Genomic DNA, 21,014 nt, shown 5'->3' with positions numbered 1-21,014 from the left:
CCCGCCCGCTTCAACGAATGTTTCGATAAGTATGTCGAATGTTCCGGGAACCTATGGCGCCCCGGGGACTTCGTCAAGGGGGCCCGCAGGGATACGATCGCCGCCATGACATCCCCGGAGCCGGTGGAAAGCCGGACGCAAACCCGGACGCAGGGGCGCAGCCCGCAGACCGCGACGCTCGCCGAGATCGCCCGTGAGGCCGGTGTGTCGGCGCCGACTGTTTCGAAGGTCCTCAACGGCCGGGCCGACGTCGCCCCCGCCACCCGGGCCCGCGTCGAGGACCTGCTGCGCGCCCACGGCTACCGGCGCCGCCGAGCCGAGGCGACCCGCTCACCCCTGATCGACCTGGTCTTCCACGAGCTGGAGAGCGCCTGGGCGCTGGAGGTCATCCGGGGCGTGGAGAACGTGGCCCGGGACGCGGGGCTCAGCGTGGTGCTGTCGGAGAGCGCGGGGCGGCTCACCCCCGGGCGGACCTGGGCCGACCAGGTCGCCGCGCGCCGCCCGCACGGCGTGATCCTGGTCCTGTCCGGGCTCGACGAGTCGCAGCGGGCGCTGCTGACCAGCCGCTCCATCCCGTTCGTGGTGATGGACCCGGCCGGCGACCCGGGGGCCGACGTGCCGTCCATCGGCGCGACCAACTGGCAGGGCGGTCTCGCGGCCACCCGGCACCTGGTCGAGCTGGGGCACCGCAGGATCGGCGCGATCAGCGGGCCGACGCAGATGATGTGCAGCCGCGCCCGGGTCGACGGCTACCGGGCCGCGCTGGAGACGGCCGGGCTGCCGGTCGACCCCGGGCTGATCGCGAACGGCGACTTCCACCACGAGGCCGGCTACCGGCTGGGCCTGGAGCTGCTGCGCCGCCCGGACCGGCCGACCGCCGTCTTCGCCGGGAACGACCTCCAGGCGCTCGGGCTGTACGAGGCCGCGCGCGAGCTGGGGCTGCGCATCCCCGAAGACCTGAGCGTGGTCGGGTTCGACGATCTGCCGGTGGCGCCCCTGGTCGGGCCGCCGCTGACGACCGTACGGCAGCCGCTGACGGAGATGGCCGAGGCGGCGGCCAAACTGGTCCTCGACCTCGGCCGCGACGAGGGCACCCCGGCGGCCACCCGGGTCGAGCTGGCGACGAGCCTGGTGGTGCGCAGCAGTACGGCGGCGCCCGCGGGCGGCTGACTGGCCGTTGTCGTCGTATTGACGGGTGTTCCGGGCGCCTCCACACTGCACCGAAGCCAATCGGTTGCACCACCGAAACTTTCGGAGGCACCCGCAATGAGAGCGCTGAGATCGCTCAGATCGCTGAGACCGGGCTTACTCGCATCCCTGCTGGCCGGAGTCGTCGCGGCCGGCTCCCTGCTGCTCGCGGCCCCCGCGTCACACGCCGCCGACGCCCCGCTGCGCGACCTGGCCGACGCCAAGGGCAAGGTCATGGGCACGGCGGTCACCGGCTCGAAACTCACCGGCACCTACGGCGAGATCGCCGGGCGCGAGTTCAACTGGCTCACCCCCGGCAACGCCATGAAGTGGGGCTCCGTCGAGCCGAGCCGGGGCAGCTACAACTGGGCCGAGGCCGACCAGATCGTGGACTTCGCCGAGGCCCACGGCCAGCGGGTGCGCGGCCACACCCTGCTCTGGCACCAGCAGAACCCGGGCTGGCTGACGAACGGCAGCTGGACCCGGGACCAGCTCAGCGCCATCGTCCAGGACCACATCGCCACCGAGGTCGGCCGCTACAAGGGCCGGCTGGCCGCCTGGGACGTGGTGAACGAGCCCTTCAACGAGGACGGCACCTACCGCCGGACCCTCTTCCACGACACCCTCGGCCAGGACTACATCGCGCAGGCCCTCACCTGGGCCCGGGCCGCCGACCCCAGCGCCAAGCTGTACATCAACGACTACAACGTCGAGGGCGTCAACGCGAAGAGCACGGCCCTCTACAACCTGGTCAAGTCGCTGAAGGAGCGCGGAGTCCCGATCGACGGAGTGGGGCTCCAGGCCCATCTCATCGTCGGCCAGGTGCCCTCGACGATGCGGCAGAACATCCAGCGCTTCGCCGATCTGGGCGTCGACGTGGCGATCACCGAGCTGGACATCCGGATGCAGCTCCCGGCGACGCAGGCGAAGCTGACCCAGCAGGCCGCCGACTACAAGGCGGTCATGAACGCCTGCGTGGCGGTCGCGCGCTGCACCGGCGTCACCGTCTGGGGATTCACCGACTCCGACTCCTGGATCCCGGACACCTTCCCCGGCCAGGGCGCGGCGACGCCGTACGACGAGAACTACCAGCCGAAACCGGCGTACCACGCCCTCGCGGAGGCCCTCGGCGGGACGACGACCCCGCCGCCCACGGGCGCCTGCTCGGCGACGTACAGCGTCACCAGTCAATGGAGCACGGGCTACACGGGCCAGGTCCGGATCGCCTGCTCGGGGGCGTCGCTGTCGTCGTGGAAGGCGGACTGGACGTTCGGCGCCGGGCAGCGGATCACGCAGGCCTGGAACGCGAGCTGCACGCAGTCGGGTGCGGCGGTCAGTTGCGTGAACGCCCCGTACAACGGGTCCGTGCCGGACGGGAGTTCGGTCACGTTCGGCTTCAACGGCTCGTGGGCCGGGAGCAACCCGGTGCCGGTGGTGACTCTGGGGTGAGACCGGGCCGAGAAGTCTGAGAATTTCCGAAGAAAATCACCTTGGGGGTCCTGCTCGTAACAATTCGGACTTACGTTCCTGCCCGTGACGGGACGCGACGGGAACGGGGACGCGGGCAGAGCGGTGGGCCGGCGGTCGAGAGCGCTGCGGATCGCCGGCCTCACCCTGGCGGGTGCGCTGGTGCTGGGCGTCGGGGCGGCGGGCTGGGCCTACTGGCATCTCAGCGACAACATCACCAGCGTCGACATCAACAACGCGCTGGGCGACAACCGCCCGCCGAAGCCGGCGCTCACGCCGTCCCCCTCCGCACCGGCCCCGCCCAGCGAGGCGCTCAACATCCTGGTGCTGGGCTCCGACTCGCGCAGCGGCGAGGAGAACCGCAGGCTCGGCGGCGGCGACAGCTCCGGTGCCCGCTCCGACACGGCGATGGTCGTCCACCTCGACGCCGGGCGCGCCGGCGCGACGGTGGTGAGCATCCCGCGCGACACCCTGGTCACCCGCCCCTCCTGCCCGCGCCCGTCCGGCGGGTCGACGGCCGTCGCGTACAACTCCATGTTCAACAACGCCTATGCGGTGGGCGGTCCGGTCTGCGCGGTCAAGACGGTCGAGGCGGTCACCGGCGTCCGCATGGACCACTACGTCGAGATCGACTTCTCCGGCTTCGCGAAGCTCGTCGACGCGCTCGGCGGCGTCACCGTCACCACGGACGAGGACATCGCCGACGACGACAGCCATCTGCACCTGAAGGCGGGCACCCACCATTTGGACGGCACTCAGGCCCTCGCCCTGGCCCGCACCCGGCACGGCATAGGCGACGGCAGCGACCTGGGCCGCATAGGCCTCCAGCAGCAGCTGGTGAAGGCGCTGCTGGAACAGATCGCCGCGCAGGACCTGCTGACCGACCCGGCGAAGCTGTACCGGGTCGCGGACGCCGTGACCGCCGGCCTCACCACCGACACCGGCCTGGACTCCCTCGCCGAGCTGACCCGGCTCGGGCAGAGCCTGAAGGATCTGTCGGCCAGCGCGGTGCGGACGGTGACGATGCCGGTGGTGCGGGCGCCCTCGGATCCCAACCGTGTGGTGGCCGAGGAGCCGGAGGCGCGGAAGCTGTGGGAGTCGCTGCGCTGACGTGCGAAGACAGGCTCCGGAAAATTTCCTGAGAAAAATCCAGCGAGCGTGTCGATCCGGACGTCTCCCGATCGACGTAGGGGTGAGAGCGAGGAAAGCCCTCGCTCCGCAGCGCCCCAGGAGTCACCATGCCGCGCTTTCTCACCCTGATCCGCATCGACGAGAAGAACGCCCCCGCCGAGGGCCCGAGCCCCGAACTGCAGGAGCGGATGGGCAAGCTCCTGGAGGAGATCACCAAGGCCGGGGTCATGCTCGACACGGCCGGGCTCACCCCGACCGCGGACGGCAGCCGGGTGACCTGGGAGGACGGGAAGCTGTCCGTCACCGACGGGCCGTTCACCGAGTCCAAGGAGGTCATCGGCGGCTACTCGATCAGCCAGTGCAAGGACAAGGCCGAGGCGATCGAGTGGACCAAGCGGTTCCTGTCCCTGCACGAGGACTACTGGACGATCACCGCCGAGGTCCGGCAGATCGCCGAGGGCTGACCGGCCCTCCTTGGCGGGGAGGCGCAACGGGTGTCTGATGGTGGGCTGTGACCCCGCAGCCCACCGCCGACCCGAGCGGCACCACAGCCGATCCGAGCCGCACTGCGGCTGATCCGAGCCGTGTCACCGGCGATCCGAGCCGCGTCACGGCCGGTCCGAGCGGTACCACCGCCGGTCCGAGCGGCACCGCGGCTGATCCGAGCGGCGTCACGGCCGGTCCGAGCCGCACTGCGGCTGATCCGAGCCGTGCCACCGGCGATCCGAGCCGCGTCACGGCCGGTCGGAGCGGCACCGCGGCCGGTCCGAGCCGCGTCACCGCCGGTCCGAGCGGCACCAACACAGCCATCGAAACAGTCTTCCGCATCGAGTCGCCCCGCATCATCGCCGGCGTCGCCCGGGTCGTCCGGGACGTCGGCATCGCCGAGGAACTCGCGCAGGACGCGCTGGTCGCCGCGCTGGAGCAGTGGCCGCGGGACGGGGTGCCCGACAACCCGGGCGCCTGGCTCATGGCCACCGCCCGCAACCGCGCCGTCGACCTGGTCCGCCGCCGCGAGAACTACGCCCGCAAGCTGGCGGAGATCGGCCGGGACCTGTCGACGGCGTCTCCCCCGGAGGAGCCCGCCGACCCGGACGACATCGACGACGACCTGCTCCGCCTGGTCTTCACCGCCTGTCACCCCGTCCTGTCCACCGAGGCCCGCACCGCCCTCACCCTGCGCCTCCTCGGCGGCCTCACCACGGCCGAGATCGCCCGCGCGTTCCTGGCCCCCGAGCCGACCATCGCCCAGCGCATCGTCCGCGCCAAACGCACCCTGGCGACGCGGAACATCGCCTTCGAGGTGCCCTACGGCCCCGACCGCGAGGCCCGCCTCGGCTCGGTCCTCGACGTCATCTACCTCGTCTTCAACGAGGGCTACGCCGCCACGGCCGGCGACGACTGGCTCCGCCCGTCCCTGTGCGAGGACGCCCTGCGCCTGGCCCGTGTGCTCTCGGCCCTCATGCCGAAGGAACCCGAGGTGCACGGCCTGACCGCGCTCCTGGAGTTCCAGGCGTCCCGCACGGCAGCCCGCACGGGCCCCTCAGGCGAGCCCGTCCTCCTCAAGGACCAGAACCGCGCCCGCTGGAACCGCATGCTCATCACCCGCGGCATCGCCGCGCTGGGCAGGGCCGAGGCCACCTCCTCCGGCGTCCCGGGCCCGTACCTCCTCCAGGCCGCCATCGCCGCCTGCCACGCGCACGCGTACGCCTACGAGGAGACCGACTGGTCCCGGATCGCCACCCTCTACGGCGTCCTGGCGGCCCGCTCCCCGTCCCCGGTCGTGGAACTGAACCGCGCGGTGGCCGTCTCGATGGCCGAGGGCCCGACCCCCGCCCTGGCCATCGTCGACTCCCTGCTGGCCGACCCCGCCCTGCGGGACTACCACCTGCTGCCCAGCGTGCGAGGCGACCTCCTGTCCCGCCTCGGCCGCACGGCGGAGGCCCGGGCGGAGTTCGAACGGGCCGCGTCGCTGACGCGCAACGAGCGGGAGAGGGAGCTGTTGTCGCGGCGGGCGGCGGAGCAGTCCTGACGGCTCCTGCCTACGCGGGGTGCCCCATGAGCATCGCCGGTGCTCCCGCCACCCGCGTCAGGAACACCGTGGCCGAGTGCCGGCCCTGGGGCTTGACCTTCCTGCGGAGCTCCTCCGGCTCGACCGCCGAGCCCCGCTTCTTCACGGTGAGGTTGCCGACCTCCCGCTCCCGCAGCAGGGCCTTCAGCTTCTTGACGTTGAAAGGGAGATGGTCGGTGATCTCGTAGGCGGTGGCGTACGGCGTCGGGTGCAGCGCGTCGGCCGTGACGTACGCGATGGTCGCGTCGAGCAGTCCGCCGCCGACCTCGTCGGCCACCTCGGCGACCAGGTGGGCCCGGATGACGGCGCCGTCGGGCTCGTAGAGGTAACGGCCGGGCGGGCGGACCGCCGGGTCGGGCAGGCCGCGGGAGAGCAGCGTGCGGGGGCCCGGCAGCAGGGTGGCCCGTACGGCCCCGGGCGCGGTGCCGAACCACAGCACCGCCTCCTTCACGTCGCCGCCGTCGGAGATCCACTCGGCCTCGGCGTCCTCGGGGACCGCCTCGTGCGGGATGCCGGGGGCGATCTTCAGCGCGGCGGCGCGAGGGGCACGGCGGGCGGCGGAGACCGCCCAGGACAGGGGCGGCGAGTACGCCTCGGGGTCGAAGATCCGGCCCCGGCCGCCGCGCCTGGCCGGGTCGACGAACACGGCGTCGTACCCGGCCGTGTCCACCTCCGTGACATCCGCCTCCCGCACCTCGATCAGGCCGGCCAGCCCCAGCGCCTCGGCGTTCGCCCGAGCCGCCGCGGCCGTCATCGGGTCCCGGTCGACCGCCAGGACCCGGATCCCGGCCCGGGCCAGCGCGATCGCGTCACCGCCGATGCCGCAGCACAGGTCGGCCACCGAGGTCACGCCCGCCTCCGCGAGCCGCCGCGCCCGGTAGGCCGCCACGCTCGCCCGGGTCGACTGCTCCACCCCGTTCGGCGTGAAGAACATCCGTCCCGCGTCCTCGGCCCCGAACTTCACCACCGCCCGCTGCCGCAGCCGCGCCTGGCCCAGCGCCGCCGACACCAGCTCGGCGGGGTGCTCACGACGCAACCGCGTCGCGACGGCCAGCTCCCGCGCCGGATCGGTGTCCCGCACCTCGTCGAGGAGGGCGCGGCCTTCGGGGGTGAGGAGGAGGGCGAGGTCGTTCACCGGATCATTGTCGGCCACGGGTGGTGTGGTGGTGTGAGTGGTGTGGACGGTGGGGCTCTGGGTTGGGGTGCGGGTCGGTCCAGGTGTGGGGTGCGGGTCGGCCCGGACCCGGGACGCCGGTCGGTCCGGGCCCAGGATGCCAGTCGGTTCGGGCCCGGAGCACGGGTTGGTTAGGGGCCGCGACGAGGGTCGGTTCGGGGCCGGGCGCCGGGCCACGGGTTCGTGCTCTGCGGCCGCCCGCTGTTCCGGTTGCGGCGGGCGACGGGTCCTGCCCTGTGGCCCCGCGTTCCCCCGTGGGCGTCCGCTGCGCCGGGCGCGGCGCCGGGCGCGGCGCCGGCTCCGGCATCATGCAGCGCCGCCGGAACATGCGTCCCGGTGGACCGGCGCGGTCCGTCCACCGCGTGCGCGCGGAGTCGGACCGTGTGGGCCACTCGGTGGATGGTGCGTCGCCGGTCGCGGTGTCGGGGCCGATCCGGGAAGGCCGGCTGCGAGGATCCGGCACCATGCGAGCAGTCGTACAAAATGACAAAAGCCGGGCATCTGGCGGTGTGCGGATTGGCCTCGCCGTGCTCACCCTCGCCGCCATCGCCTCGGGCTGCGCGCAGGGCGACAGTGGCCGGATCCCCCCGGCCGGCGGCCAGCAGCCCCTCGACGCGCCACCGGCCCGCGCGCTCGACTCCTACGCCTCCAAGCTGCGCGCCGCGCACGCCGCCCGGGTCGTCGCGGCGCAGCGCTGGGGGCTGAGAAGGGTCCCCCTGACCGCCCCGCCGGCCCCCGCGAAGAAGCCGAGGATCAGGACCCGCGAGGGCTTCGAGGTGGACGGCCACCGGAGACGGAAGCTCCCGCCCGTCTTCACCACGGTCCCCACCCGGGACAAGGTCGTCTTCCTCACCATCGACGACGGCGCCGAGAAGGACCCGGCGTTCCTGCGGATGATGAGCGAGCTCAAGGTCCCGTACAGCGCCTTCCTCAGCGGCTACCTGATCAAGGGCGACTACCGCTACTTCGAGAGGATGCAGGACGCAGGCGTGGTCCTGAACAACCACACCCTCCGCCACCCATATCTGCCGGGCCTGTCGTACCGGGCGCAGAAGCGCGAGATCTGCGGCATGCAGCGCCTCATCGAGAAGCGCTACGGCAAGCGCCCGGCCCTCTTCCGCCCGCCCTTCGGCAGCTACAACAGGGCGACCCTGCGCGCCGCCAAGGCCTGCGGCATCGAGTACGTCCCCCTCTGGAACGAGGAGGTCTTCGCCGACCGCTGGGAGTACCGCGAGTGGGACCGGAAACTGCACCCGGGCGATATCGTCCTCACCCATTTCCGCGGCCGCGACCAATGGCAGGGCACGATGCCCGACATGATCCGCCGTTTCCTGAACAAGGTCACGGCCGAGGGATACGCGGTGGGCCGACTGGAGGACTACCTGTGAGGCGGCGGTCGCCGGCAGCCGTGGTGTGCGCGGGGGCGATCCTGCTGGCCGGCTGTGCCGGGGCCGCCGGGGAGCGGATCGGGGCGGACGGCCGGGGTCGGTCACCGACGCACGCGTCGAGCGACGTCCGCGGTCCGGACCGAGACCACCGAGACCACCGAGACAACCGAGACCACCGAGACAACCGAGACCACCGAGACGACCGAGACCACMGAGACGACCGAGGCGCCCCAGGCGACCGACGCGGTCTCCCGCCCGTCGTGGACCACGTCCGCACCCGCGACCGGGTGGTCTTCCTGACCTACGACGACGGCGCCGAGCGCGACCCCCGCTTCGTCGGCCTCGTCCGCGAACGGCGGCTCCCGGTCAGCATGTTCCTCACGGACAGCGTCGTCGGGCCCGGCTACGGCCACTTCGCCCGCCTGCGCGCGGTCGGCGCGTCCATCCAGAACCACACCCTCGACCACCCCGCCCTGCGCGGCCTGCCCTACGCCGGCCAGCGCGCCGAGATCTGCGGCCAGCAGCACAAACTCCGCTCCCGCTTCGGCATCCGCCCCCGCCTCTTCCGCCCGCCCTACGGCACGTACGACACGACGACCCTGCGCGCCGCCGCCGACTGCGGCATCCGGGCGGTCGTCCTCTGGAGGGCATCCCTGGAGGCCGACGGCGCCCTGACGTACACCCGCGGCAAGCCCGCCCTGCGCCCCGGCGACATCGTCTCCGTCCCGTCCGGCGAGCCCGCGTCCCTGACGCTCACGGAACGCACGGAGCGCCTGCTGCGAGCCATCGAGGGAAGGGGGCTGCGGGTGGGGCGGCTGGAGAACTACCTCTGACTTCCAGAGGCCAGGACACCAACGCCGGGTGCCCGGCACAAACGTACGCCGACCCACCTCCACGGCCGACGCGCCGCCGGCAATTGGCACTCCGCTTGACCGAGTGCTAATCGCGGTCATAGTCTCGGCTCTGGCACTCCCCACTGGAGAGTGCCAACACAGCGACGGGCAGGTCCGGCACCCGCGACGACGGATCCACCTGGTCGCCACCTCAGACAGTTAACCCCGTGAGATCTCCGAAGGGGGAGGTCGGATCGTGACGACCACCAGCTCCAAGGTTGCCATCAAGCCGCTCGAGGACCGCATTGTGGTCCAGCCGCTCGACGCCGAGCAGACCACCGCCTCTGGCCTGGTCATCCCGGACACCGCCAAGGAGAAGCCCCAGGAGGGCGTCGTCCTGGCCGTGGGCCCGGGCCGCTTCGAGGACGGCAACCGTCTTCCGCTCGACGTCTCCGTCGGCGACGTCGTGCTCTACAGCAAGTACGGCGGCACCGAGGTGAAGTACAACGGCGAGGAGTACCTCGTCCTCTCGGCCCGCGACGTGCTCGCGATCGTCGAGAAGTAATTCACCCCAAGCACATTGCTTTGAGCTGCGCCCCTGGCCCCCCGCGATCGATAAGAAGCCGGGCGCCCGGGGCGCAGTGCCGTTACCCCTGATTCCGGAAGAGGGCTCACGCTCCCATGGCGAAGATCCTGAAGTTCGACGAGGACGCCCGTCGCGCCCTCGAGCGCGGCGTCAACAAGCTTGCCGACACGGTCAAGGTGACGATCGGCCCCAAGGGCCGCAACGTCGTCATCGACAAGAAGTTCGGCGCCCCCACCATCACCAACGACGGTGTCACGATCGCCCGCGAGGTCGAGATCGAGGACCCGTACGAGAACCTCGGTGCCCAGCTGGTCAAGGAGGTGGCGACCAAGACCAACGACATCGCGGGTGACGGTACGACCACCGCGACCGTGCTCGCCCAGGCGCTCGTGCGCGAGGGCCTGAAGAACGTCGCCGCCGGTGCCTCCCCGGCCGCCCTGAAGAAGGGCATCGACGCCGCCGTCGCCGCGATCTCCGAGGACCTGCTCGCCTCGGCCCGCCCCATCGACGAGAAGTCCGACATCGCCGCCGTCGCCGGGCTGTCCGCCCAGGACCAGCAGGTCGGCGAGCTCATCGCCGAGGCGATGGACAAGGTCGGCAAGGACGGTGTCATCACCGTCGAGGAGTCCAACACCTTCGGTCTGGAGCTGGACTTCACCGAGGGCATGGCCTTCGACAAGGGCTACCTGTCGCCGTACTTCGTGACGGACCAGGAGCGCATGGAAGCCGTCCTGGACGACCCGTACATCCTCATCACGCAGGGCAAGATCTCCGCCATCGCGGACCTGCTGCCGCTGCTGGAGAAGGTCATCCAGGCCAACTCCTCCAAGCCGCTGCTGATCATCGCCGAGGACGTCGAGGGCGAGGCCCTGTCGACCCTGGTCGTGAACAAGATCCGCGGCACGTTCAACGCCGTCGCCGTGAAGGCCCCCGGCTTCGGCGACCGCCGCAAGGCGATGCTGCAGGACCTGGCGATCCTCACCGGCGCCACGGTCGTCTCCGAGGAGGTCGGCCTCAAGCTCGACCAGGTCGGCCTGGACGTGCTCGGCTCCGCCCGCCGCGTCACCGTCACCAAGGACGACACCACGGTCGTCGACGGTGCCGGCAACAAGGACGACGTGCAGGGCCGTGTCGCCCAGATCAAGGCCGAGATCGAGACCACCGACTCCGACTGGGACCGCGAGAAGCTCCAGGAGCGCCTCGCGAAGCTGGCCGGCGGCGTGTGCGTCATCCGCGTGGGTGCCGCCACCGAGGTCGAGCTCAAGGAGCGCAAGCACCGTCTGGAGGACGCCATCTCCGCGACCCGCGCCGCGGTCGAGGAGGGCATCGTCTCCGGTGGTGGCTCCGCTCTGGTCCACGCCGCCAAGGTCCTCGAAGGCGGCCTCGGCAAGACCGGCGACGAGGCCACCGGTGTCGCGGTCGTCCGCCGCGCGGTCGTCGAGCCGCTGCGCTGGATCGCCGAGAACGCCGGCCTGGAGGGCTACGTCATCACCTCCAAGGTCGCCGAGCTCGACAAGGGCCAGGGCTTCAACGCCGCCACCGGCGAGTACGGCGACCTGATCAAGGCCGGCGTCATCGACCCGGTCAAGGTCACCCGCTCCGCCCTGGAGAACGCCGCCTCCATCGCCTCCCTCCTGCTCACGACCGAGACCCTGGTCGTCGAGAAGAAGGAAGAGGAGGAGCCGGCGGCCGGAGGCCACAGCCACGGCCACTCCCACTGAGGCACCTACCTCGCAGCAGAAGCCCCCGTCCCGCCTCGTGCGGAACGGGGGCTTCTCCCGTAGGTCCTGCGCGGCTCACAACTCCAACGGGTCCAGCGCCCCGAGCTGCTGCATCAGCCCCAGCCGGTCGTACTGCCACCAGCCCTCGGCGATCTTCCCGTCCGGCGTGCAGCGGTGGATGGTCGTCCCGGTCATGGTGACGTCCTGCCCGGTCGGCGGGATCCCGAGGAAGTCGCCCTTGTGCCTGCCCTGGAAGGTCCACCGGGTGCAGACCCGGTCGCCCTGGGCGATCTGGTCCTCGATGGTGAACGAGAAGTCGAACCCGCCCCGCCACACCTCCACCTCGCGCCGCATCGCGTCCAGCCCGATGACGTCCTGCACGTTGGCGGGATCGTGGTCGTGGTAGTCCTCGATGAACACGTCGTTGAACGGGGGCGCGTCGCCCTCCCCGGGCGCCAGCTCGAAGAACCTGCGCGCGGTGGCCGAGTACAGCTGCTCGTCCCGCACCACGTCCAGGTCCGTGAACGTCGGCGTCTCGTCGCAGAGCGCCACCATCTCCTGGAAGATCCGGTCGGTCTCCGGAAGCCCGGAGTTCCGCATCGCCTCCTCGTACGACGGGAACTCCACGATCTCGACGATGTGCGAGGCGTCGGCCCGGTCCTTCGCCACCACACTGTGCGTAGCGGTCCGTTTCCCCTTGGTCTGCTCGACCCACCTGTCCATCAGCCGGTTCATCTCGTCGAGCCGGCTGGTCCTGCATTCGATGAGCTGTACGAAGGTCATGCTCTCGCCTCCGGCCCCCCTGGGTCCGGCTGAACAGCTCCATTGTCCCCACGGGAACCGCTCGTCGCCTCCCGGCGGCCCCGCCCCCCAAGGCGCCTACTGCGGCCCGTACTTCCGCCCCGTCTTGGACGAGACAGCCCCGAGCACCCCCCGCGGCACCAGCTTCGCCGCCCCCATCAGCGCCTTGTAGCGCGGGTCCGGGATGGACAGCGTCTTGCCGCGGGCCAGGTCGTGCAGTGCCGCCGCCACCAGCTTGTCCGCGTCGAGCCACATCCAGCCCGGGATGTTGTCCGTGCCCATGCCGGCCCGCTCGTGGAACTCGGTGCGTACGAAACCGGGGCAGAGCGCCATCAGCCGGACGCCGCTGCCGGCCAGGTCGCGTGCGGCGCCCTGGGAGAACTGCACGACCCAGGCCTTGGACGCGCCGTAGGTGCCCCGGGGGAGGAACGCGGCCACCGACGCGACGTTCACGACGCCGCCGCGGCCGCGCTCCCGCATGGCCTCCGTCGCCGCGGACGTCAGCCGCAGCACCGCCTCGCAGTGCACCTTCAGCATCCGCAGCTCGTCGGCCATGGGCACGTCGAGATAGCGGCCCTTGTTGCCGAAGCCGGCGTTGTTGATCAGCAGGTCGACGGGGTTCTTCCGGTCGCCCAGCCGGTCGGCCACCGACTCGATGCCCTTGTCCTCGGCGAGGTCGGCCGTCAGCACCTCCGCCTCGATGCCGTGCCGGTCGTGCAGCTCGGTCGCCTGCTCCCTCAGCCGCTTGGTGTCGCGGGCCACCAGCACCAGGTTGTGTCCGTCCGCCGCCAGTCGCCGCGCGAACGCGGCCCCGATGCCTGCCGTCGATCCCGTAATCAGAGCCGTTGTCATGGCAGAAGGTTAGTGACCTGGACCATGTGCGTCCGCTTCCGTGCCGGGACCTCGACGGTGAAGGGTCGGTGGAGACCGTACGGTGAGCGGCCCGTCAGGCCCCGTGCTTCTCCGCGTACTCCCGCGCCTGCCTCCGGGAATCAGGGTGCAGCGCCTCGCCGGCCGCCAGCAGCCGCGGCAGCAGCGTCCGCTCGGTGGTCACCGCCCGGAACTGGAGGGCCACGGTCACGTCGTGCTCCGGCCGGTGCACGATCTCCACCGGGTCGCCCGCCCGGATCTCACCGGGCTCGATCACCCGCAGATACGCCCCGGGCGCTCCTCGCTGCGTGAACCGCTTCACCCACTGCTTCTCGCCCAGATGGCCCTGGAACGTGCGGCACGGGATCCGCCCGCAGGTGACCTCCAGCACCACCGCGGGCCCGATGCGCCAGCGCTCGCCGATCCGCGCCCCGGAGACGTCGAGGCCCTCGGTCGTGAGGTTCTCACCGAACGCCCCGTGCGCCAGCGGTCGGCCCAGCTCGCGCTCCCACGCGTCCAGGTCCTCGCGGGCCATCGCGTAGACCGCCTGGTCGTCGCCGCCGTGGTGCTCCAGCTTGCACACCGCGTCCCCGGCGAGCCCGCTCCCGCCGACGCCCTTGGGCCCGGGCGCCGACACCCGCACCGGCCCGTCCACCGGCTGCTTGTCGATTCCGGTCACACCCTCCGGGTTGTCCGTGTACGGCACGGCCTTGGCACGGCCCAGATTCACTGACAGAAGCTTCATGCCCGCACGGTAAGGGACCCGCCCTCAAAGCGTCGACGCATTATTCGGAGCGGCTTCAAAGGGTCGCTTATCCTCAGGGAGTGATCGAAGCTCGTCATCTCCGCGTACTGCGCGCCGTCGCGGCCACCGGCTCCTTCTCCGCCGCGGGGCGCGAACTGGGCTGCACCCAGCCCGCCGTCAGCCAGCAGATGAAGGCCCTGGAAGCCTCCGTCGGCACACCTGTGCTGATCCGCACGGGACGCGAGATGCGCCTGACCCAGGCCGGCGAGGCGCTGGTGCGGCACGCGGCCGGGATCCTCGCCGGGCTCACGGCCGCGGAGGAGGAGGTCGCCGCCATCGCCGGGCTGCGGGCCGGGCGGGTCCGGCTCGTCTCCTTCCCCAGCGGCAGCTCCACCCTCGTGCCGACCGCCCTGGCCGCCCTGCGCGACGCGCACCCCGGTACCCGGGTCTTCCTGGAGGAGGCCGAACCGCCCGCGTCGGTCGGCATGCTGCGTGAGGGCGACTGCGACGTGGCGCTCGCCTTCCGCTACGAGGGCGCGGCGGGCGCGGAGGAGTGGGAGGACCTCGTCGTACGGCCGCTGCTGACGGACCGGCTCGTCGCACTCGTGCCGGAGCGGCACCGGCTCGCGGGAGCGGAGTCCGTCGCGATCGGCGAGCTCGCCCGGGAGCCGTGGATCGCCGGCTGCCCGCGCTGCCGCGGCCAGCTCGTCGAGGTGTGCGCGGCGGCCGGCTTCACCCCGCGCATCGACTTCGCGACCGACGACTACCCGGCGGTCGCCGGCCTGGTCGGCGCCGGTCTCGGCGTGGCCGTGCTGCCCCAGCTGGCCGTCGAGTCCGTACGGCCCCGGGGGGTGCGGACCGTGACGCTGGAGCCGGCGGTGCGCCGGGAGATCGTCGCGTTGACCCTGCCCGACCTCGCACAGGTCCCGGCGGTGGCGGCGACGCTCGACCAACTGGCACGGGCGGGCAACCGCCAGCCACCACGGTGGTGACCGGTCCGGGCACCGTGGAAGCGCGTCAAAAACCAACGGCACGCGTGCGCGTGCCTGTCTCGCAGAAACGTTCCTTCAGCTGTTCGAGGCGGCGTGCCCGCCGGATGCCGACGCCGACACCAGCCGGTTGCGCGCTCGCCCCATCAGCTCTTCGCGCTCGTCCTCGGTCAGGCCGCCCCACACGCCGTACGGCTCACGCACCGCCAGTGCGTGGGCGGCGCACTCGGCGCGCACCGGGCACCTCATGCAGACCTCTTTGGCCGAGTTCTCGCGAGCGCTCCGAGCCGCACCGCGCTCGCCCTCCGGATGGAAGAAGAGCGAGCTGTCCACCCCGCGACAGGCAGCCAGCAGCTGCCAGTCCCACAGGTCCGCGTTCGGTCCGGGAAGGCGGGAGAAATCTGCCATTACGTGACCCCTTGTAGCCGTTCTGGGCGGATCTGGTGTCCACAACCGTACAACTACGATCTAAGGAGATGAAAATATGACTCATTGCGAATCTAGCTCCAGACACTGGCAAAACGGAAGAAAAGGGTCTGAATGGGGCATAGGTTGTGATGAAAGTTCGAGGGTCTGTTGCGCATATCTGCACCGTGTCCGGCCCCTCACGTAGAGTGCCGAAGATGTCAGCCGCCCCCGTAACTCTTTCGAGTGACCGTCGTTGAGAGTGCGAGGCGGTTGAAGGAACAAGCGCTCGGGCGGGCGTCCGAGACGGTCGACCGCACAGGTGACGATTTCGTACCAGCCTGGAGGCTCAAGGTGACGCGCATCAGCTGCGGAGGGCGGCCATGACTTCCGTCCTCGTCTGCGACGACTCCCCGCTTGCCCGAGAGGCGCTCCGACGCGCGGTCGCAACCGTGCCCGGCGTAGAGCGCGTGACGACGGCGGCCAACGGCGAGGAAGTCCTCCGCCGCTGGGGGGCCGACCGCTCGGACCTGATTCTGATGGACGTACGCATGCCCGGACTGGGCGGCGTCGAGACGGTCCGGCGGCTGCTGTCCGCCGACCCCGGTGCGCGCATCATCATGCTCACCGTCGCCGAGGACCTGGACGGTGTGGCCCTCGCGGTCGCCGCCGGTGCCCGCGGCTATCTGCACAAGGACGCCTCCCGCGCGGAGCTCCGCGCGACGGTGACGCAGGCCCTGGCCGACCCGACCTGGCGGCTCGCGCCGCGCCGGCTGCGCTCGGCCGAGATGGGCGCCGCGCCGACGCTCACGGCGCGTGAGATCCAGGTCCTCGAAGGCATGAGCCACGGCCGCTCGAACGCGGAGATCGGCCGGGAGCTGTTCCTCTCCGAGGACACCGTCAAGACGCACGCCCGGCGCCTGTTCAAGAAGCTCGGCGCCTCGGACCGGGCCCACGCCGTGGCGCTCGGCTTCCGGTGGGGTCTGGTGCGCTAGGGGGTGTCCGCGAAGTCCCGGCGTCCGCCCGGAGGGCGGGCCCTGCGGCGTTCGGCGTGTGCTCTGGGGGTACCCCCTGCGGTAAGAGCTAGGGGAGTGCCGGGCGTCGCACGGCAGGCGGGATTTCGCGGACGCCCCCTGGGGCCTGTCCTTCGGATCGGGCCGGCTTCCGCGCGCGGCGTTCGGCACGAGCCGGAGAGCGAGGGGATGCGGATGCCTCCGCGCGAGCCGCACGAGCGCGTGCACAGGCCGGCGGCCGGTCACAACGCCGGTGGGGGTCCCGCCCTGCCCGAGCGAACTCGAGAGCTCGGGAGGGTGCCTACGAGAACCCACGTCCCCGGGATGATCCGGACGGCAGGCCCTGGGGGCGATCGCGGGTGTGGCGGTGGTCGCAGTGGGAGCACGGAAAGCCAGGTCGGCGGGGGCGGGCCGGGGGTCCGCCGGACGCCCGCTGCTCGTTTCGCCGCGGATGCCGCATCCTTGAGGGTGTGGAGTTCCTCGGGGACGAGTCGGTCGAGCGGAAGGGGAGGGCGCAGGGTATGAGTTCCGGCGCACCTGCTCATAACGCTTCGGTGCACAACAACGGGCGCGGTGCCACGGACCCGGCGGCCGCAAGGCACCATGGACCGATGCGCGACGACGAGGCGGTCAATGCCCAAGGGGCGATCGGCGCGCTCGTCCACCGCGCGGTCGACGGGGACGAGCAGGCCACGCACGACCTGCTCGCCCATGTCCACCCCCTGGCCCTGCGCTACTGCCGCACCCGTCTGTCCCGCCTCCCGGGCGACGCCCGGCACTTCGTCGAGGACCTCGCCCAGGAGGTCTGCGTGGCGGTGCTCCTCGCGCTGCCCCGCTACCGGGACACCGGGCGTCCCTTCGAGGCGTTCGTCTTCGCCATCGCCGCGCACAAGGTCGCCGACCTCCAGCGCGCGGCGATGCGGCACCCGGGCTCGACGGCCGTCCCCTCGGACGAGATGCCCGAGCGGCCCGACGACTCCCTGGGCCCGGAGGAGCGCGCCCTGCTGAGCAGCGACGCGGAATGGGCGAAGAAACTCCTGGCCAACCTGCCCGAGAACCAGCGGGAGCTGCTGCTGCTGCGGATCGCGGTGGGGTTGACGGCGGAGGAGACGGGTCAGATGTTGGGAATGTCACCCGGCGCGGTCCGGGTGGCCCAGCACCGGGCCCTGAGCAGGCTGAGGGCGCTCGCCGAGCAGTAGTGCCTTCGTTGAACAGGGCAGGCGCCGGTTCCGTACGAAGATACGAAGCCCCCGGTCAGGCGGAACACTGGAATTCGGGCTCTCTGCTTCCCGTTAGCATGGACATCCGCACCGATCAAGGCCATTTGGGGAAGGTGTCATGACTGCCAACGTCGACGGCGTGCCCGACAAATTCGCGACACTCGGGCTGACCTACGACGACGTGCTGCTGCTGCCGGGTGCATCCGAGGTGCTCCCCAACGCGGTCGACACCTCGTCCCGCATCTCCCGCAACGTCCGGGTGAACATCCCGCTGCTCTCCGCGGCGATGGACAAGGTCACCGAGTCCCGTATGGCGATCGCCATGGCCCGCCAGGGCGGCGTCGGCGTGCTGCACCGCAACCTCTCCGTCGAGGACCAGGTCAACCAGGTCGACCTGGTGAAGCGCTCCGAGTCCGGCATGGTCACCGACCCCATCACGGTGCACCCGGACGCCACGCTGGCCGAGGCCGACGCCCTGTGCGCCAAGTTCCGCATCAGCGGCGTCCCGGTCACCGACCCGGCCGGCAAGCTGCTCGGCATCGTCACCAACCGTGACATGGCCTTCGAGACCGACCGCTCCCGTCAGGTGCGCGAGGTCATGACGCCGATGCCGCTGGTCACCGGCAAGGTCGGCATCTCCGGCGCCGACGCCATGGAGCTGCTGCGCCGCCACAAGATCGAGAAGCTTCCCCTGGTCGACGATGCGGGCATCCTCAAGGGCCTCATCACGGTCAAGGACTTCGTCAAGGCCGAGCAGTACCCCAACGCCGCGAAGGACGCCGAGGGCCGCCTGATCGTCGGTGCCGCCGTGGGCGCCAGCCCCGAGGCGCTCGAGCGGGCCCAGGCGCTGGCCGAGGCCGGAGTGGACTTCCTGGTCGTCGACACCTCGCACGGCCACAACAGCAACGCCCTGAGCTGGATGTCGAAGATCAAGTCGAGCGTCGGTGTCGACGTGATCGGCGGCAACGTCGCCACCCGTGACGGCGCCCAGGCGCTGATCGACGCCGGTGTCGACGGCATCAAGGTGGGCGTGGGCCCCGGCTCGATCTGCACCACGCGCGTGGTCGCCGGCATCGGCGTCCCGCAGGTCACCGCCATCTACGAGGCGTCCCTCGCGGCCCGTCCGGCGGGCGTCCCGCTGATCGGCGACGGCGGTCTGCAGTACTCCGGCGACATCGGCAAGGCGCTGGCCGCCGGCGCCGACACGGTGATGCTGGGCAGCCTCCTCGCCGGCTGCGAGGAGTCGCCCGGCGAGCTCCAGTTCATCAACGGCAAGCAGTTCAAGTCCTACCGCGGCATGGGCTCGCTCGGGGCGATGCAGTCCCGCGGCCAGGGCCGGTCGTACTCGAAGGACCGCTACTTCCAGGCCGAGGTGGCCTCCGACGACAAGCTCGTGCCCGAGGGCATCGAGGGCCAGGTGCCCTACCGCGGCCCGCTGGCCAACGTGCTGCACCAGCTCGTCGGCGGTCTGCGCCAGACCATGGGCTACGTGGGCGCCGCCACCATCGAGGAGATGGAGAGCAAGGGCCGCTTCGTCCGGATCACCTCGGCGGGCCTCAAGGAGAGCCACCCGCACGACATCCAGATGACGGTCGAGGCGCCGAACTACAGCCGTAACAAGTGACGGCCACGCGCGCGTGACGCACAGTGAGGGCGGCCCCGGAGCATCCGGGGCCGCCCTCGTCGTGCCCGTCGGCGATACTGGAAGACGCTGAAACGCAACAGGGAAAGGCCACAGACGTGACTGAGATCGAGATCGGGCGCGGCAAGCGCGGCCGCCGGGCGTACGCCTTCGACGACATCGCCGTCGTCCCCAGCCGCCGTACGCGGGACCCGAAGGAGGTCTCGATCGCCTGGCAGATCGACGCCTACCGTTTCGAGCTGCCGTTCCTGGCCGCTCCCATGGACTCGGTCGTCTCCCCGGCCACCGCCATCCGCATCGGCGAGCTCGGCGGCCTGGGCGTGCTGAACCTCGAGGGCCTGTGGACCCGCTACGAGGACCCGCAGCCGCTGCTCGACGAGATCGCCGAGCTGCCCGCCGAGGCGGCGACCCGGCGCCTGCAGGAGATCTACGCCGCGCCCATCAAGGAGGAGCTGATCGGCGCGCGCATCAAGGAGGTCCGCGACTCGGGCGTGGTCACGGCCGCCGCGCTCTCCCCGCAGCGCACGGCCCAGTTCTCCAAGGCCGTCGTCGACGCGGGCGTGGACATCTTCGTCATCCGCGGTACGACGGTCTCGGCGGAGCACGTCTCCGGTTCGCACGAGCCGCTGAACCTGAAGCAGTTCATCTACGAGCTGGACGTCCCGGTGATCGTCGGCGGCTGCGCCACGTACACCGCGGCCCTGCACCTGATGCGCACGGGCGCGGCGGGCGTGCTGGTCGGCTTCGGTGGCGGCGCCGCGCACACCACGCGCAACGTGCTGGGCATCCAGGTCCCGATGGCGACTGCGGTCGCCGACGTGGCCGCGGCCCGCCGGGACTACATGGACGAGTCCGGCGGCCGGTACGTGCACGTGATCGCGGACGGCGGGGTCGGCTGGTCCGGCGACCTGCCCAAGGCGATCGCCTGCGGCGCCGACGCGGTCATGATGGGCTCCCCGCTGGCCCGGGCGACCGACGGCCCGGGCAAGGGCCACCACTGGGGCATGGAGGCCGTGAACGAGGAGCTGCCGCGCGGCCAGAAGGTCGACCTCGGCACGGTCGGCACCATCGAGGAGATCCTCACGGGTCCGTCCCACACCCCTGACGGTTCGATGAACCTCTTCGGCGCGCTGCGGCGGGCGATGGCCACGACCGGGTACAGCGAGCTGAAGGAGTTCCAGCGGGTCGAGGTGACGGTGGCGGACTCGCAGCATCGGCGGTAGTCGGTAGTCGGTAGTCCGCAGGACGGGAAGGGCCTGGCCGCTCGGGTGAGTGGCCGGGCCCTTTTGCATGCTCAACTAGCTCTGATGGGGCGCGTGTTGCCGTAGGGGGGCGCACGGTTGCCTTTGAGCCGTTCGGCCCCGTGGAGGGCAGTTTCGAGGCGCTGGTGTCCGTGATCGGCGCCCCAGGTTCTTCTGGGTGCCCCCTTCCAAGGACACGGTTCCGGACCCCGGCCCCTCGGGGCCCGGCCCGATTCCAACGTGCTGCCTACCGGGTCAATGGGCGGCGTCGTGGAAGGGGGCGCCCATGGGACGCCACCGCAAGCCCACCCGCTGGGACCGACTCCGTCTTCGGATGGTGCAGTGCCGGAGGAGGTGGGTCTTGCGAATTTTCGGATGGTGAGCGGCCGCCCCCACGAAGACTAGGGGCGGACACTCCGTGATCCATCCTGGAGCCTGCCGCAGTACCCCCTGCGGTGGGCTCCACCTGTTTCCGTAAGGTACCCGCGCAGCGTGCCGCATGCCACCAGTCCCCAGGGCTCGCGCACCC

General features: G+C 71.4%; 19 protein-coding genes. 14 read left to right on the top strand and 5 right to left on the bottom strand.

The features are described from left to right. Positions 1–105: 105 nt before the first annotated feature. The 5 genes from CA983_RS12135 (at position 106) to CA983_RS12115 (ending at position 5,818) form a co-directional block, all read left to right on the top strand. Positions 106–1,170 carry a LacI family DNA-binding transcriptional regulator gene (locus tag CA983_RS12135; protein WP_086600899.1) on the top strand — a complete coding sequence of 355 codons (1,065 nt, stop codon included), beginning with the start codon at positions 106–108 and terminating at the stop codon, positions 1,168–1,170. A gap of 96 nt (positions 1,171–1,266) precedes the next feature. Next, the gene (locus CA983_RS12130) at positions 1,267–2,637 is read left to right on the top strand and encodes a glycoside hydrolase family 10 protein (protein WP_208636943.1); all 1,371 of its coding nucleotides are present in this window, start codon (positions 1,267–1,269) and stop codon (positions 2,635–2,637) included. An 84-nt stretch (positions 2,638–2,721) separates the two neighbouring features. Beyond that, the gene (locus CA983_RS12125; protein ID WP_244206821.1) at positions 2,722–3,765 is read left to right on the top strand and encodes an LCP family protein; all 1,044 of its coding nucleotides are present in this window, start codon (positions 2,722–2,724) and stop codon (positions 3,763–3,765) included. A gap of 128 nt (positions 3,766–3,893) precedes the next feature. Further along, entirely contained in the window at positions 3,894–4,250 is a 357-nt protein-coding gene (locus CA983_RS12120) for a YciI family protein (protein ID WP_086600897.1), read from the top strand. A 344-nt stretch (positions 4,251–4,594) separates the two neighbouring features. Beyond that, positions 4,595–5,818, top strand: a complete 1,224-nt coding sequence (locus CA983_RS12115; RefSeq protein ID WP_086600910.1) for an RNA polymerase sigma factor — start codon at positions 4,595–4,597, stop codon at positions 5,816–5,818. A 10-nt stretch (positions 5,819–5,828) separates the two neighbouring features. Here the strand turns inward: CA983_RS12115 and CA983_RS12110 are convergent, their stop codons facing one another. Continuing rightward, positions 5,829–6,992, bottom strand: coding sequence for a class I SAM-dependent methyltransferase (locus CA983_RS12110; RefSeq protein ID WP_167407361.1), 1,164 nt, complete (start codon positions 6,990–6,992; stop codon positions 5,829–5,831). Positions 6,993–7,540: 548 nt separating this feature from the next. Between CA983_RS12110 and CA983_RS12105 the strand changes: the two genes are divergently transcribed. The 4 genes from CA983_RS12105 to groL all read left to right on the top strand — a co-directional run bounded on the left by CA983_RS12105 (position 7,541) and on the right by groL (position 11,559). Further along, positions 7,541–8,419 (top strand): polysaccharide deacetylase family protein, encoded by an 879-nt coding sequence (locus tag CA983_RS12105; protein ID WP_244206819.1) that lies wholly within the window; start codon positions 7,541–7,543, stop codon positions 8,417–8,419. Next, positions 8,416–9,252, top strand: a complete 837-nt coding sequence (locus CA983_RS12100) for a polysaccharide deacetylase family protein (protein ID WP_107500227.1) — start codon at positions 8,416–8,418, stop codon at positions 9,250–9,252. The genes CA983_RS12105 and CA983_RS12100 overlap by 4 nt, the downstream gene beginning before the upstream one ends. Before the next feature lie 256 nt (positions 9,253–9,508). Next, positions 9,509–9,817: a co-chaperone GroES gene (gene groES / locus CA983_RS12095; RefSeq protein WP_003974211.1), complete on the top strand. Its 309-nt coding sequence runs from the start codon at positions 9,509–9,511 to the stop codon at positions 9,815–9,817. Between the two features lie 116 nt (positions 9,818–9,933). Next, positions 9,934–11,559 (top strand): chaperonin GroEL, encoded by a 1,626-nt coding sequence (groL, locus tag CA983_RS12090; RefSeq protein ID WP_086600896.1) that lies wholly within the window; start codon positions 9,934–9,936, stop codon positions 11,557–11,559. Between the two features lie 75 nt (positions 11,560–11,634). Here the strand turns inward: groL and CA983_RS12085 are convergent, their stop codons facing one another. From CA983_RS12085 to CA983_RS12075, 3 genes are all read right to left on the bottom strand, one after another. After that, a complete protein-coding gene (locus CA983_RS12085; protein ID WP_086600895.1) occupies positions 11,635–12,342 on the bottom strand; it encodes an ester cyclase in 708 nt (235 codons plus the stop codon). A 96-nt stretch (positions 12,343–12,438) separates the two neighbouring features. After that, positions 12,439–13,212, bottom strand: a complete 774-nt coding sequence (locus CA983_RS12080) for an SDR family NAD(P)-dependent oxidoreductase (RefSeq protein WP_086600894.1) — start codon at positions 13,210–13,212, stop codon at positions 12,439–12,441. Between the two features lie 94 nt (positions 13,213–13,306). Beyond that, positions 13,307–13,975 (bottom strand): MOSC domain-containing protein, encoded by a 669-nt coding sequence (locus CA983_RS12075; protein ID WP_086600893.1) that lies wholly within the window; start codon positions 13,973–13,975, stop codon positions 13,307–13,309. Between the two features lie 80 nt (positions 13,976–14,055). Here CA983_RS12075 and CA983_RS12070 point away from each other — a divergent pair, with 80 nt between their 5' ends. Then, complete coding sequence (locus CA983_RS12070; RefSeq protein WP_086600892.1) at positions 14,056–14,967, top strand: LysR family transcriptional regulator; 912 nt, start codon at positions 14,056–14,058, stop codon at positions 14,965–14,967. A 75-nt stretch (positions 14,968–15,042) separates the two neighbouring features. Here the strand turns inward: CA983_RS12070 and CA983_RS12065 are convergent, their stop codons facing one another. Next, a complete protein-coding gene (locus tag CA983_RS12065) occupies positions 15,043–15,372 on the bottom strand; it encodes a WhiB family transcriptional regulator (RefSeq protein ID WP_086600891.1) in 330 nt (109 codons plus the stop codon). A gap of 380 nt (positions 15,373–15,752) precedes the next feature. Between CA983_RS12065 and CA983_RS12060 the strand changes: the two genes are divergently transcribed. The 4 genes from CA983_RS12060 to CA983_RS12045 all read left to right on the top strand — a co-directional run bounded on the left by CA983_RS12060 (position 15,753) and on the right by CA983_RS12045 (position 20,467). Beyond that, positions 15,753–16,364, top strand: coding sequence for a response regulator transcription factor (locus CA983_RS12060; protein WP_003948568.1), 612 nt, complete (start codon positions 15,753–15,755; stop codon positions 16,362–16,364). Positions 16,365–16,993: 629 nt separating this feature from the next. Then, positions 16,994–17,581 carry a sigma-70 family RNA polymerase sigma factor gene (locus CA983_RS12055; protein ID WP_010036508.1) on the top strand — a complete coding sequence of 196 codons (588 nt, stop codon included), beginning with the start codon at positions 16,994–16,996 and terminating at the stop codon, positions 17,579–17,581. 139 nt (positions 17,582–17,720) lie between these two features. Beyond that, entirely contained in the window at positions 17,721–19,226 is a 1,506-nt protein-coding gene (gene guaB, locus CA983_RS12050) for an IMP dehydrogenase (RefSeq protein WP_086600890.1), read from the top strand. A gap of 116 nt (positions 19,227–19,342) precedes the next feature. Next, a complete protein-coding gene (locus tag CA983_RS12045; RefSeq protein ID WP_020276389.1) occupies positions 19,343–20,467 on the top strand; it encodes a GuaB3 family IMP dehydrogenase-related protein in 1,125 nt (374 codons plus the stop codon). Positions 20,468–21,014: the final 547 nt, after the last annotated feature.

This window comes from Streptomyces swartbergensis, assembly GCF_002148965.1.
Lineage (GTDB): Bacteria > Actinomycetota > Actinomycetes > Streptomycetales > Streptomycetaceae > Streptomyces > Streptomyces swartbergensis.
This window is presented reverse-complemented; position numbering and strand designations above follow the sequence as displayed.